The organism is Sphingomonas hankookensis (genome assembly GCF_001619955.1).
In the GTDB taxonomy this organism is placed as follows: Bacteria; Pseudomonadota; Alphaproteobacteria; order Sphingomonadales; family Sphingomonadaceae; genus Sphingomonas; species Sphingomonas hankookensis_A.
In genome coordinates, this window is sequence record NZ_LQQO01000005.1 from 43,572 (window position 1) to 55,960 (window position 12,389).

The window sequence follows — 12,389 nt, forward strand, 5'->3', positions numbered from 1 at the left end:
GCACCCGGCGTGGCAATGCCGCGCGCGCGCCGCTACAGCGAGGCGGAACGGGATCGAAAGGGCGGACCATGACCATCGGCGGATCGAACGCGGCGCAGCAACTGGCGGCGATAGCCCCATGGGCCACGCCCGCCCCCGCCATCACCCCCGCCGAACGCCTCGCCCGGATCGAGCGTGCCCGCGCGCTGACCGAAGCGTCGAGTGCGCAGGCGCTGCTGGTCCATACCGGCGATTCGCTGCGCTATTTCACCGGGATTCCGTGGGGGGCGAGCGAACGGATGGTCGCGCTGCTGCTGCCCGTTACCGGTCGCCCGCGCATCCTCTGCCCGGCGTTCGAGCGCGGCACGCTGGAGGCGGACCTGACCATCGCCGCCGACCTGCTGCTGTGGGAGGAGGATGAGGACCCGACCGCGCTGGTCCGCGATGCGCTTCCCGCCGGCGCGACGCTGGCTGTCGATCCGCTGCTGCCCTTCGCCTGGGGGCAGAAGCTGGCCGCCCATGGCCTGACCCTGACCGATGGCGCGCCCGCGATCGATGGCTGCCGCCGGATCAAGTCGCCTGCCGAACTCGCCCTGCTGCAACAGGCCAAGGACATGACGCTGGCGGTCCACGCCGCCGCCGCCCGCATCCTGCGCCCCGGCATCCTCGCCAGCGAGGTCGTCCGCTTCATCGACGACGCGCACCGCGCGATCGGCGGCGGGGGCTCCACCTTCTGCATCGTCCAGTTCGGCCGCGCCACCGCCTTTCCTCACGGCCTGCCCGGCGACCGCGCGCTGAACGAAGGCGAACTGGTGCTGATCGACACCGGTTGCCGGGTGGAGGGCTATCACAGCGACATCACCCGCACCTATGCCTTCGGTGCGGTCGATGACGACATCCGCGCTATCTGGGACATCGAACATGCCGCACAGGCCGCCGCCTTCGCCGCCGCCGCCCCCGGCGTGCCGGCGCAAGCGGTCGACGCCGCCGCGCGCGCGGTGCTGGTACGCGAAGGGCTCGGCCCCGACTACCGCCTGCCCGGCCTGCCGCACCGCACGGGCCATGGCATCGGCCTGTCGATCCACGAACCCGCCTATCTGGTGCGCGGCGACACGACCCCGCTCCAGCCCGGCATGTGCTTTTCCAACGAACCGATGATCGTCGTCCCCGACCGATTCGGCATCCGGCTGGAGGATCATTTCCACGTCACCGACACCGGCGCGCAGTGGTTCACCCAGCCGCAGCCATCGATCGACCGGCCGTTCGGGTAGGGGCGGGTTTCCCGCAAAGGATCGATTTTCGGGAAATCTGCGTCTGCTGGTCACATACCGATCAACGAAGCGCCGCGTCGATCTCGCGAACCAGTTCGCCAATGCGACCGCCTTTCGAAGGGGCGGCTGGATAGCGGCGGAGAACCTCCGACACCTGCGACGTGGCGAGGCCAACCAACATCGTTAAATGCAATTCCGCATTGCTCGGGCGTATAAGTTCGATTGCCCGCACTGCATGAGCCGCCGATCCAAGAATGTGCTTTACCTGAGTCGCCTTAGCCAGCGGATGCAGGTAGGCAGCGCCGGCGGCCGCAACGGCGGCCCGCGCTGCCTCGCTAGCAGCAATCTCGCCGTTTTCGGCCGCTTCGCCCGCAGCCCGTAACGCAGACCAAGCCCTGTCCCGGAGGACCTTGGTTCGTTTTGCGCCTCCCGCGAACAGTTGCGCGGCGTCAATGGCATCGTGCAGCCGCTGATCGTTTGGGTGCAGTTGCTCGAAAACCGAAAGGACAGAATGAGCGCACAGCGCCGCATACCCCGCGACCGCCCGGCAATCATTCAACTCAAGATCGACCCTCGCAACATCTGTCATAGTCCGGAGATACCCCCGCCTCGGCAAGCATTGAAGCCCCACCCTTCATTCCCGATTGGGAACCAACAACGAGAATCCGGCCGCGCCGGTCGCGCTCACGGCCGCCTGCGGGTTGTTATTTCCCAAAACCTGTTCTCGCTTCCAAATTCCCGCAACCGCCGGTCCGCACGGCAAAACGGGAAGCCCTACCCCCGCAACCGCCCCGCCACCACCGGGCCCAGCCGCGCCACGATCCGGTCGACCCCTTGCGCATTCGGGTGGATGCCGTCGGGCAGCATCAGCGCCCGGTTGCCGATGACCCCGGCCAGGATGAACGGATCGAGCGTCGCGTCATATTGCTTTGCCAGGTCCGGCCAGATGCGGTTGAACTGCGCGGCATAGTCCGGCCCCAGATTGGGCGGCACCATCATGCCGGTCAGCACCACCGGAATGTCGCGCTTCTTGAGTTCGTCCAGCATAGAGACGAAATTCGCCCGGGTCTCGGCCGGCGGAATCTGCCTGAGCAGGTCGTTGCCGCCCAGCCCCAGCAGGACGAGGTCGGGCTTGCGGTCGAGCTTGTCGAGCGTGAAGGCCAGCCGCTGCCGCCCCGCCGCACTCGTGTCGCCCGAAATCCCGGCATTCACCACCCGCGCATTGATCCCGTCGGCACGCAAGGCGTCCTGCAGGTCGTCGGGCAGGCTGTCGCCGCGCCCGAGGCCGTAGCCGGCATACAGGCTGTCGCCGAACGCCAGCACCAGCCGCTCCGGCCCCGCGACCGGCGCCTGCGATCCGGCCGGTATCGGAGTCGCGTCGGTGGCGACGTTCACCGCCGTCGCGTCGTTCGTTTCCGACAAATCCGGCCCGCCACAGCCCGACAGCAGCAAAGCGCCTTGGAGAAGCGCGATGCCGCCAGCATATATGGGTCCCTGCTTCGTCACCGGCGACAACCTTTCATGCAATCCGTTTCGAACGATATGGTCATCGACGCGCGCGGTGTCACCCTGACGCTGGGCACCGGCGACGCTGCCACCCGCATTCTCCACGGCATCGACCTGGCCGTCCCCTCAGGGACCAGCGTCGCACTCTTGGGAGCCTCCGGTTCGGGCAAGTCGTCGCTGATGGCGGTCCTTTCCGGCCTCGAACGTGCGAGCGGCGGGCAGGTGCGGGTCGCCGGGGCCGATTTCGGCACGATGGGCGAGGATGATCTGGCGCGTGCCCGGCGGGGGCGGATCGGCATCGTGTTGCAGGCGTTCCACCTCCTCCCCACCATGACCGCGCTCGAAAATGTCGCGGTGCCGATGGAGTTGGCCGGCGTCGCCGACGCCTTTGCGCGGGCCGAGGCCGAACTGGCGTCGGTCGGCCTTGGCCACCGCCTCCACCATTATCCGACGCAGCTGTCGGGCGGCGAGCAGCAGCGCGTGGCCATCGCCCGCGCGCTCGCCGGGCGGCCGGCGCTGGTCTTCGCCGACGAACCGACCGGCAATCTCGACCGCGCGACCGGCCATGCGATCATGGACCTGCTGTTCGAACGCCGCGCCGCGACCAAGGCGACCCTGCTGGTCATCACCCACGACCCGGCGCTCGCCGAACGCTGCGACCGGGTGGTCGAACTGGCCGACGGCCGCATCGCGCGGGATAGCGGGGTATGACGGGCGCGGTGCTAAAGGCTCCGACCTGTTTCAAAACGAACCCGTACCCCCGCGTAGGCGGGGGTCCAGAGCCAAGCAAAACAACCGGTGGTCTAGGCGGCTCTGGATTCCCGCCTGCGCGGGGATACGGTGAAGCAGACCCTTGTGAAGCCGCCGCATGACCGACTGGCGCCTCGCATGGACGTTCGCCCGCCGCGAACTCGACGCGCGCTTCCGCGGCCTGCGCCTCCTCCTCGTCTGCCTGATCCTCGGCGTCGGCGCGCTGGCGGCGATCGGCAGCCTTACCCGCTCCATCACCGGCGAACTCGCCGCACGCGGGCAGAGCCTGCTGGGCGGCGATCTCGAACTCTCCGTGTCGCAGCGACCCGCCGATCCCGCCGAGCGCCGGGCGATGGCGAAGCTCGGCCGCGTGTCCGAAACGCTGCGCATGCAGTCGATGGGTGTCAACTTCGACGGCCAGACCGCCCCGATCGAGCTGAAGGCGGTCGACACCGCCTATCCGCTCTACGGCACGCTCACCCTGCAAAACGGCGCCGCCCGTCCGCTGTCGCCGACCGAGACCTATGTCGGACCGGCACTGGTCGAACGGCTGAAACTGCGCGTCGGCGGTTCCGTCCGCTACGGCACGGCGTGCTTCACCGTCGCCGGGATCATCGCCGACGAACCCGACCGGCTGAGCGAAGGCTTCACGCTGGGCGCGGTGGCATTGGTGTCGCTCGACGGGCTACAACGCACCGGCCTGATCGCGCCGGGCAGCCTGTACGAGAGCAAATACCGCATCGCCAGCCGCTACGATCCGGCGCAGGCTATCGCTGCATTTACAAAGCGTTATCCCGCGCAGGGCTGGGACAGCCGCACCCGCGACCGCGCCTCGCCCGGTGCCGAACGCTTCCTGACGCGGATGGGGGAATTCCTCGTGCTGGTCGGGCTGACCGCGCTGGTCATCGCCGGCATCGGGGTCGGCAACGGCGTGTCGAGCTACCTCGCCACCCGTCGCTCCAGCATCGCCACGCTAAAGGTGCTGGGCGCCACCTCCGGCCTGATCGCGCGGGTCTATCTGCTTCAGATCGTTGCCGTTTCCGCCATCGGCATCGCGATCGGGCTGGCGATCGGAATCGCGGCCGTGCCGCTGATCGTGGCGCTGGCGGGCGATGTCCTGCCGGTCGCGCCGGCCTTCGCGATCCATCCGCTGCCGCTGGTTCAGGCCGCCGCCTATGGCCTGCTGATCGCGCTGGCCTTTGCCGCCCCGCCGTTGTTGGCGGCAGGCGCGGTGCCCGCCGCCGGGCTGCTGCGCGGGGTCCATGACGGGCGCTCCGCCCCCCGGTGGAAGGCGGCGGCGTGGATGGGCGCGGCCTTTGCCGGCATCGTCGCGCTGGTGCTCGCGACTAGCGAACGCCCTTGGTTCGGCGCGGCATTCCTCGGCGCGGCGGGCGGACTTCTCCTGCTATTGTCGGCACTTGGCTGGCTGATCCGCAGGCTGGCCGCCCGCCTGCCCCGCTCGCGCAGGCCACTATGGCGCCTCGCCGTGGCCGCGCTCCACCGCCCCGGCGCCCGCACCGGCGCGCTGGTCGTGGCGCTGGGCCTCGGCCTCACCCTGTTCGTGCTGCTGGCCGCCATCCGCACCAGCCTGGACGCCAACATCCAACGGACCGTTCCGGCGCGCGCACCCGCGCTTTTTGCCCTCGACGTGCCCCCGACCCGCGAATCATCGTTTCGCGACACCATCGCCAACATCCAGCCCGACGGCGACGTCCAGACCGTGCCCCTGATGCGCGGCACCATCACCGCCTATGGCACCACCCGCGTCGCCGACCTGAAGACCATTCCCGAAGGCGCCTGGGCACTGCGCGGCGAACGCGGCCTGACCTTCGCCGCCACCCTCCCGCCGGGCAGCGAACTGGTCGCGGGCACATGGTGGCCGGCCGACTATACCGGCCCGCCGCTCGTCTCGGTCGACGAACGCATGGCGCAGGCGCTGGACCTGAAGCTGGGCGATCCGCTCACGATCAGCGTCGCCGGACAGGAACGCACCGCGCGCATCGCCTCGCTGCGCAAGATCGCGTGGGACACGATGGGCTTCAATTTCGTGATGGTGTTCAGCCCCAACGCGCTGTCCGACGTGCCGCACAATCTCGCGGCGACGATTACCATGCCTCCGGGCCGCGAGCGCGACGTCGTCCGCGCGCTGTCCGCCGGCTTCCCCTCGACCTCGGTCGTGGAGGTGCGCGAGGTGATCGGGCAGGTCCGCACCATCGTCTCGCAGATGGCGACCGCCATCGCAGCGGCAGCGGGCATCGCGATCCTTGCCGGCATCGCCGTTCTGGTCGGCGCGATCGCCGCCGCGCGCGAGACGCGGACCTATGATTCGGTGATCCTGAAGACGCTCGGCGCGACGCGCGGACAGATATTGGCGGCGCAGGCGCTGGAATATCTGCTGCTGGCGGTCATCCTCGCCGCGCTGGCGGCGGCGATCGGGATTGCGGGCGCCTGGTATGTCGTGGTCGAGCTGTTCGCGTTCGACTGGCTGCCCGACTACGGCGCGATCGCCGCGACGCTGGCGGTCGGGGTCGGGGTAACGGTGGGGATCGGGTTGTTGGGGGCGCTGCCGATCCTGAGCGCGCGGCCGGCGCGGGCGCTCAGGGAGCTGTAACTCCTCCCCGGCACGGGGAGGGGGACCAGCCGCAGGCTGGTGGAGGGGGGGGTCCGCATACGGCACGATCGCGTTTCGCCGACACCCCCCCTCCACCACCGCTTCGCGGCGGTCCCCCTCCCCGCACGGCGGGGAGGGTCTGGGATTACGCCGTTGCGCGCGGAGCGCCGCCGCGACCACGGCCGCCACGGCCGCGACCGCCGCCGCCACCCGGACGGCCACCGCCACCGGGACGCCCGCCACCGCCGGCACCGGCTTCACGCGGCGGACGACCGCCACCGCCCTGCCCCTCACCGCGCTGCGGCTGACCGCCGCCGCGTGCCGGATTGCCGACCGGACCGCCGCGACCATGGACCGGCTTGGCGCCATGGGCATGGGTCGCACGCGGCCGCGCGGGCCCGCGCTCGCTGGGCAGGCGCTCGGGCCGATCCGGGGCATAGGGCGCGCGGCTCGCCTTGATCTGCGCGCTCTGCTGCAGGAAATCGTCGGGCAGCGGCACGACCTCGACCTTCTGCTTGGTCAGCCGCTCGATGCCCTTGAGGTACGGCCGCTCGTCGTCCGCGCAGAAGCTGAACGCCACACCCGACGCACCCGCGCGTGCGGTGCGCCCGATGCGGTGGACGTACTGCTCCGAGACGTTGGGCAGTTCGAAGTTCACCACATGGCTGACGCCCGACACGTCGATGCCGCGCGCGGCGATGTCGGTGGCGACCAGGATCGGCACCGTGCCGTCGCGGAACGCCGCCAGCGCCCGCTCACGCTGCGGCTGCGACTTGTTGCCGTGGATCGCGTTCGACGCGATGCCGTTGGCCGCCAGCAGCTTCACGACGCGGTCGGCGCCGTGTTTGGTGCGGGTGAATACCAGGGCTCGGTCAATCTTTGTATTGCGGAAGAACATGGTCAGCAGCGTCTGCTTCTCCGCCTGCTGGACGAAGGTAACGTACTGCTCGACGCGTTCGGCGGTCGACGATACCGGCGTCACCTGCACGGTCGCCGGATCGGTCAGATACTTGTCGGCCAGCTCGCGAATGTCCTTGGGCATCGTCGCCGAGAAGAACAGCGTCTGGCGCGATTTCGGCACCATCGACACGATGCGGCGCAGCGCGTGGATGAAGCCCAGGTCGAGCATCTGGTCGGCTTCGTCGAGGACGAGGATCTCGAGCTCGCCCAGCCCCAGGCACTTCTGGTCGATCAGGTCGAGCAACCGGCCCGGCGTCGCGACGAGGATGTCGACGCCTGCCGCCACATCGCGGATGTTGCGCGGCACCGGCACGCCGCCGAACACGGTCGCGACGGTCAGCTTACTGTGCTTGGCATAGGCGCGGGCATTGTCGGCGATCTGGCTGACCAGTTCGCGGGTCGGGGCCAGCACCAGCATGCGGCAGCGCATCGGGCGGCGGCGGACATTGGCCTTCACCAACAGGTCGATCGAGGGCAGCACGAACGCGGCGGTCTTGCCGGTGCCGGTCTGGGCGATGCCCAGCAGGTCGCGCCCTTCGAGCACGAGCGGGATGGCATCGCGCTGGATCGGGGTGGGGGTTTCGTAATTCTTGGCGGCGAGCGCGTCGAGGATCGACTTCGACAGGCCAAGCGACTGGAAGGACATGACAGTTCCTGCAAATAGGTCCGGCAGCCGTGGACGCCGACGACAATGGCGCACGGATGGCGGGGCAAAAAATTGCGACCCGCGTGACTAGGGAAGCCGGGTTAAGCGACGCGGAGCCGAGACCATAAGGTCCGATCACGCTGCCTGAAAAAGCGTCGCTGCGCTGCGGCAAATAGGCGAAACCCTGACGCAGGTCAAGAAGATGCTGTACGCCACCGCCAATTCGCGCTGGCAACGGCGGATTCTCGCGCCTAGAAGCACCGCATGTCCGAAACCGTATCGGCCGACATTCCCGTCGAAGAATTGCCCCGCCGTCACCTGCGTCTGCTGGGCGAGGCCGCCGACCGGCTGCTCGCGGCGGAGGACCCGGCGGGGATGGTCGACGACCTCTTCGCGCTGATCGCCGAGGAACTGCGGCTCGACGTATTCTTCAACTATCGGCTCGACGGCGAAGTGCTGACGCTGGTCGCCCATGCCGGACTGACCGAGGCGGAAGCGGCATCGGGCGCGGAACTGGCCGTGGGTCAGGCAGTCTGCGGTTGCGCCGCGCGCCAGCGCCGCCCGATCCAGGCGTTCGGCATCCAGTCGTCCGACGACCCGCTGACCGATTTCGTGCGCCTGCTGGGCATCGACGCCTATGCCTGTACCCCGCTGGTGCATGGCAGCGAACTGCTCGGCACGCTGGGCTTCGGGCGGCGCTGGACCGATCAGTTCGACGCCGACGAACTGACCTTCCTCCACACCATCTGCCATTATGTCGCGCTGGCCAAATACCGGCTGAAGATCGAGGCGGAGCTGCGCGAGGGGATCGCGTCGCGCGAACGGCTGCTGGGCGAACTCAACCACCGCGTACGCAACGCGTTGCAGGCGGCGGTGGCGGTCGTCCGGCTGGGCGCGGCGGACAGCAGCGACGATGCCGCGCGCACCGCGCTGGCAGGGGCGGCCGAACGGCTCGAAGTGCTCGCCGCCGCGCATCGCCCGCTTTATGCGACCGACAGCCCGAGCCGGATCGATATCGCCGCGCTGATCGAATCGCTCGTCGATCGCAGCGACGACGAAGTGGTCGAGGTCACGGTGAGCGGCACCCCGACCCTGCCGGTCGAACAGGCGGCGGCGGTCGCGCTGCTGACCCACGCCTTCCTAGCCGCCGATCCCGATATCGTGACCCATGTCGCGATCGACATGGCGGCCGATCTGCTGCGCATCACGCTGACCGGGCCGGGCATGGGAGCGGCGCGCCCGGCACTGGACGAGGGGCGGCTGGTCCGCGGGCTGGCACGGCAGCTGCGGGCCGAGGTGGCGCGCGACGGCGGCGACCGGCTGACCATCGCCGTGCCGGTGCCGCATTATGGCTGACCCCTTGCGCATCCTGCTGGTCGAGGACGAAGCGCTGGTCGCGATGCTGGTCGAGGACGCGCTGGTCCTGCACGGCCATGTCGTCACCGGCATCGCCGATACCCGCGCCGATGCGCTGGCGCTGGCCGATGCCGATCGTCCCGACCTGGCGCTGTGCGACGTGCGGCTGGCGCGCGGCGATTGCGGTCGCGACGTGGCGACGACGCTGGCGGAACGCGGCATTCCCTGCCTGTTCCTGAGCGGCAATTGCCCCGACAGCTCCGACCATCCGCTGATCCTGGGCTGCGTCGCCAAGCCGTTCCACACCGCCGCGTTGGGGCGGGTGATCGAGGCTGCGTTGATCCGGCTGCACGGCGGCGAACCGGAACGCGTGCCGGCCGAGTTGCGCTTTTACTAGTTGCGACTTGCCCGTCGATGATCGGCATCGACGCGGTCGACGTAACAGTCATTTCCGTCACCCCGGGCTTGACCCGGGGTCCCGCTTTTTACGGCGGTGGAGAAGAAGAAGGGGGACCCCGGATCGAGTCCGGGGTGACGACGGGGCACCGGTTCGCTGCATGCCCCGCACGCGCTACACCCGCTCGATCCGCCCGTCCGCGACATGATAGCGGGTGGCATCGCCCGGAATGTCGCTGAACAAAGCGGCCTCGGTCCCGGTCAGCCATACCTGCCCCGCGCCGCAAGCCCGTGCGAACAGCGCCGCGCGCCGGCCGGGGTCGAGATGCGCGGCAACCTCGTCCAGCAACAGGATCGGCCGCCGCCCGGCACGCTCTGCCACCAGCTCGGCATGCGCCAGCACGAGCCCCAGCAACAGCGCCTTCTGCTCGCCGGTCGAACAGCGCGCCGCCGCCATCCCCCGGTCGCGGTCGGTGACGATCAGGTCGGCGCGGTGCGGTCCGCTGAGCGCCCGCCCCGCCGCCGCGTCGCGCGCACGCCCCGCCGCCAGTTCGCGCGCGAACAGCGCCGCATCGCCATGCCACCCCTCCAGCGCCAGCGCGGCGCGCGGGAAATCGGTCGCCGGCAAGGCAGCGATCCGGTCGCCCAGCATCGCAACGCACTCCGCCCGCGCCGCACCCAGCGCCAGCCCATGTTCGACCATCCGCGCCTCCAGCGCCGCCAGCCAGTCGGGATCGGGCGACCCTTCCTCCGCCAGCAGCCGGTTGCGCTGGCGCATCGCCGCATCGTAGCGCGTCGCCTGCGTCGCATGGGCCGGGTTCAGCGCTAGCGTCATCCGGTCGAGGAAGCGGCGGCGCTCCCCGGCCGGCTCGACGAACAGCCGGTCCATCGCCGGGGTCAGCCACAGTACCGACAGCCATTCGGCCAGCGCGGTTGCCGCCGCGCCCGCGCCGTTGATCCGCACGATCCGCCGTTCGGGCGCACCCGCCTGCGTCCCCGTGCCGATCCGGACATCGTCGCCCAGATCGGCTGCGACGCCGAAGCCGCCCGCCCCGCCCTCGCGCGCCATGTCGGACAGGGCGGCGCGGCGCAGCCCGCGACCCGGCGCCAGCAGCGACACCGCCTCCAGCACATTGGTCTTGCCCGCGCCATTGGGTCCGCTCAGCACGACGAAACCCGCACCCGGTTCGATGGTGCCGTCCGCATGGTTGCGAAAATCGGTGAGGGTCAGGCGGGTCAGCATCGGTCCGTGATCGTTAGCGGTGCGAAGGCCGCCGCGAAACCCTTGGGCGGCCGCCGCTTTGTTATACGAACGCAACTTTCCGCAGGTTCGGGGATTTGGATGGTTCGACTTACGACAGGAACCGCCGATGCCCCGTTTCGTCCTGATGGCCGCCGCCGCCTTCGCGCTGACTGCCTGCGGCTCGCAAAGCCCCGAACAGCAGCGCGCGGACCAGCTGCGCGATCAGGCCGATGCCGAAGCCGATGCGATCGAGGCGGCCGCCGAAAACCAGACCGCGCAGATGAAGGTCGAGGCGGAAGGGCTGGTCAATCAGGCGGGACAGGCCGGTGGCTATGACGCCGAACGATTGAAGGTCCGCGCCGAGGCGATCCGCGAGGAAGCCAAGCTGGTCGAGAAGCAGGCCGAAGCGCGCGCGAAAGCGGTTCGCGACCGGGGCGACGCGCAGGCGAGCGCGGCGCTGGCGAAGTAAGGCCGTCCCTCCCACATTCGCCATCCCGGACTCGACCCGGTGTCCCGCTTTTTGCTGCGGTCGGGATAGAAGAAGAAGCGAGACCCCGGATCAAGTCCGGGGTGCCGTGGTGGGTGTCGTTCCGCCCTTAAATCCCCGCCAGCCCCTGCTCGCGCAGCCGCTTCTGCGCCGCGTGATAGGCCACCGGCTCGGCGATATTCAGCCGCCTGCGCGCCGCGTCGAGCGGCTCGGCCAGCAGCGCCTCATAATCCTCGGCATGCAGCCAGCGCGCCTTGCGGCCGTGGCGATATCCTTCCCATACCGCCTTGGCGAAGGCCCGCTCGCCGGTGATCCGCAGCGACTTGAGCGCCGCGCCCAGACCGATCGCCGCCCAGCCCAACCCGCCGGTCTGGGCATAGGAGAAGGCGACGAGGCACGCCTCGCCCAGATGTTCCTCAGCGGTATAGCCGGTCAGGATGTGCCAGATGTCGTGGACGTCGCGCTCGCGCCGGCCGAACCATGCGACCGGATGGGCGGCGTCCTGCCAGCCCTCGCCATCGGCATAGCTGATGTCGGCAAGGCCCTGTGCCGAAAAGCCGGTGCGGTCGAGGAAGGCGCGATAATGCGCGCCGACGCTTCCCTCCGGCAATGCATCGACCCAGGCCCGGTCGGAGAAACGCTTCGCCAGTTCGACATGGTCATAGGCGATCCGCCCGCCGCCCGGTTCCTGTAACAACCGGGCATAGTTGCGGTGGCTGGTATCGGCGTTCAGCGCGCGCATGATGCGGAACACCTGCACCGTATCGTTGCCATCGGCGAGCAGTCGCCGGAGCGCGGCCCATGCCGTGCCCCAGTCGCGCCGCAATGGTTGGATGGTGTCGAGTCCATGCGCCGCCATGACCGCCTCCGTTACTTACAATGATGTAAGTATAGCGGCGCCCGATCGTCGTCAAGCCGCGGTGCGCTTACCCCGCCTTGGGCTTGGTCGGCTTGCCATTGTCCACGACGAAGCGCCCGCCGCGTTCGCACGACGCGCTGATGACCGGGAAGGACAGGTCGGTATTCTGCGCCAGCATCAGCGGCATCGCCGCCTGACATTCGGCGATCGACTGGTAGCTTGCCGGGGCCACCCGCTCGCGGGTGCAGGTCGCGCCATCGTCGCCGCAACCCAGGATCGCCATCACATAGACAAGAGGTGCCATGTCCCGTCTCCTCGATGGTTT

The 12,389-nt window shown here is 69.4% G+C and carries 12 protein-coding genes; 6 read left to right on the forward strand and 6 right to left on the reverse strand.

Annotated features, from left to right (window positions below; genetic code table 11):
- Positions 1-68 precede the first annotated feature (68 nt).
- Positions 69-1,250, forward strand: coding sequence for a M24 family metallopeptidase (locus AVT10_RS04355; protein ID WP_066688741.1), 1,182 nt, complete (start codon positions 69-71; stop codon positions 1,248-1,250).
- Positions 1,251-1,311: 61 nt separating this feature from the next.
- On the opposite strand, the gene AVT10_RS04360 is transcribed toward AVT10_RS04355, so the two are convergent.
- Both AVT10_RS04360 and AVT10_RS04365 read right to left on the reverse strand, forming a co-directional pair.
- The gene (locus AVT10_RS04360) at positions 1,312-1,839 is read right to left on the reverse strand and encodes a putative immunity protein (RefSeq protein ID WP_066688743.1); all 528 of its coding nucleotides are present in this window, start codon (positions 1,837-1,839) and stop codon (positions 1,312-1,314) included.
- Positions 1,840-2,024: 185 nt separating this feature from the next.
- Positions 2,025-2,756, reverse strand: coding sequence for an arylesterase (locus tag AVT10_RS04365; protein WP_066688983.1), 732 nt, complete (start codon positions 2,754-2,756; stop codon positions 2,025-2,027).
- A gap of 15 nt (positions 2,757-2,771) precedes the next feature.
- On the opposite strand from AVT10_RS04365, the gene AVT10_RS04370 reads away from it, so the two are divergent.
- Positions 2,772-3,467, forward strand: a complete 696-nt coding sequence (locus tag AVT10_RS04370; RefSeq protein ID WP_066688745.1) for an ABC transporter ATP-binding protein — start codon at positions 2,772-2,774, stop codon at positions 3,465-3,467.
- A 157-nt stretch (positions 3,468-3,624) separates the two neighbouring features.
- Positions 3,625-6,117, forward strand: a complete 2,493-nt coding sequence (locus AVT10_RS04375; protein WP_066688749.1) for an ABC transporter permease — start codon at positions 3,625-3,627, stop codon at positions 6,115-6,117.
- Positions 6,118-6,262: 145 nt separating this feature from the next.
- Here the strand turns inward: AVT10_RS04375 and AVT10_RS04380 are convergent, their stop codons facing one another.
- Positions 6,263-7,723, reverse strand: a complete 1,461-nt coding sequence (locus AVT10_RS04380; RefSeq protein ID WP_066688751.1) for a DEAD/DEAH box helicase — start codon at positions 7,721-7,723, stop codon at positions 6,263-6,265.
- Between the two features lie 264 nt (positions 7,724-7,987).
- Here AVT10_RS04380 and AVT10_RS04385 point away from each other — a divergent pair, with 264 nt between their 5' ends.
- Together AVT10_RS04385 and AVT10_RS04390 are read left to right on the forward strand one after the other, a co-directional pair.
- On the forward strand, positions 7,988-9,079 hold the full coding sequence (locus AVT10_RS04385) for a GAF domain-containing protein (protein ID WP_066688755.1): 1,092 nt from the start codon (positions 7,988-7,990) through the stop codon (positions 9,077-9,079).
- On the forward strand, positions 9,072-9,476 hold the full coding sequence (locus AVT10_RS04390; protein ID WP_066688757.1) for a response regulator: 405 nt from the start codon (positions 9,072-9,074) through the stop codon (positions 9,474-9,476). The genes AVT10_RS04385 and AVT10_RS04390 overlap by 8 nt, the downstream gene beginning before the upstream one ends.
- Positions 9,477-9,650: 174 nt before the next feature.
- Here the strand turns inward: AVT10_RS04390 and recF are convergent, their stop codons facing one another.
- Positions 9,651-10,718, reverse strand: coding sequence for a DNA replication/repair protein RecF (gene recF / locus AVT10_RS04395; protein ID WP_066688759.1), 1,068 nt, complete (start codon positions 10,716-10,718; stop codon positions 9,651-9,653).
- Between the two features lie 127 nt (positions 10,719-10,845).
- Between recF and AVT10_RS04400 the strand changes: the two genes are divergently transcribed.
- Positions 10,846-11,187, forward strand: a complete 342-nt coding sequence (locus AVT10_RS04400) for a hypothetical protein (protein WP_066688760.1) — start codon at positions 10,846-10,848, stop codon at positions 11,185-11,187.
- A 127-nt stretch (positions 11,188-11,314) separates the two neighbouring features.
- Here AVT10_RS04400 and AVT10_RS04405 read toward each other — a convergent pair whose 3' ends face one another.
- Positions 11,315-12,064, reverse strand: coding sequence for a Coq4 family protein (locus tag AVT10_RS04405; protein WP_066688761.1), 750 nt, complete (start codon positions 12,062-12,064; stop codon positions 11,315-11,317).
- A 67-nt stretch (positions 12,065-12,131) separates the two neighbouring features.
- Positions 12,132-12,368, reverse strand: a complete 237-nt coding sequence (locus AVT10_RS04410; protein WP_066688762.1) for a hypothetical protein — start codon at positions 12,366-12,368, stop codon at positions 12,132-12,134.
- Positions 12,369-12,389: the final 21 nt, after the last annotated feature.

Excerpts from the sequence above, each read along its gene's own strand:
- AVT10_RS04370 (WP_066688745.1), top strand. The coding sequence starts at position 2,772 with ATGCAATCCGTTTCGAACGATATGGTCATCGACGCGCGCGGTGTCACC.
- AVT10_RS04360 (WP_066688743.1), bottom strand. The coding sequence starts at position 1,839 with ATGACAGATGTTGCGAGGGTCGATCTTGAGTTGAATGATTGCCGGGCG.
- recF (WP_066688759.1), bottom strand. The coding sequence starts at position 10,718 with ATGCTGACCCGCCTGACCCTCACCGATTTTCGCAACCATGCGGACGGC.
- AVT10_RS04355 (WP_066688741.1), top strand. The coding sequence starts at position 69 with ATGACCATCGGCGGATCGAACGCGGCGCAGCAACTGGCGGCGATAGCC.
- AVT10_RS04405 (WP_066688761.1), bottom strand. The coding sequence starts at position 12,064 with ATGGCGGCGCATGGACTCGACACCATCCAACCATTGCGGCGCGACTGG.
- AVT10_RS04385 (WP_066688755.1), top strand. The coding sequence starts at position 7,988 with ATGTCCGAAACCGTATCGGCCGACATTCCCGTCGAAGAATTGCCCCGC.
- AVT10_RS04400 (WP_066688760.1), top strand. The coding sequence starts at position 10,846 with ATGCCCCGTTTCGTCCTGATGGCCGCCGCCGCCTTCGCGCTGACTGCC.
- AVT10_RS04380 (WP_066688751.1), bottom strand. The coding sequence starts at position 7,723 with ATGTCCTTCCAGTCGCTTGGCCTGTCGAAGTCGATCCTCGACGCGCTC.
- AVT10_RS04375 (WP_066688749.1), top strand. The coding sequence starts at position 3,625 with ATGACCGACTGGCGCCTCGCATGGACGTTCGCCCGCCGCGAACTCGAC.
- AVT10_RS04390 (WP_066688757.1), top strand. The coding sequence starts at position 9,072 with ATGGCTGACCCCTTGCGCATCCTGCTGGTCGAGGACGAAGCGCTGGTC.
- AVT10_RS04410 (WP_066688762.1), bottom strand. The coding sequence starts at position 12,368 with ATGGCACCTCTTGTCTATGTGATGGCGATCCTGGGTTGCGGCGACGAT.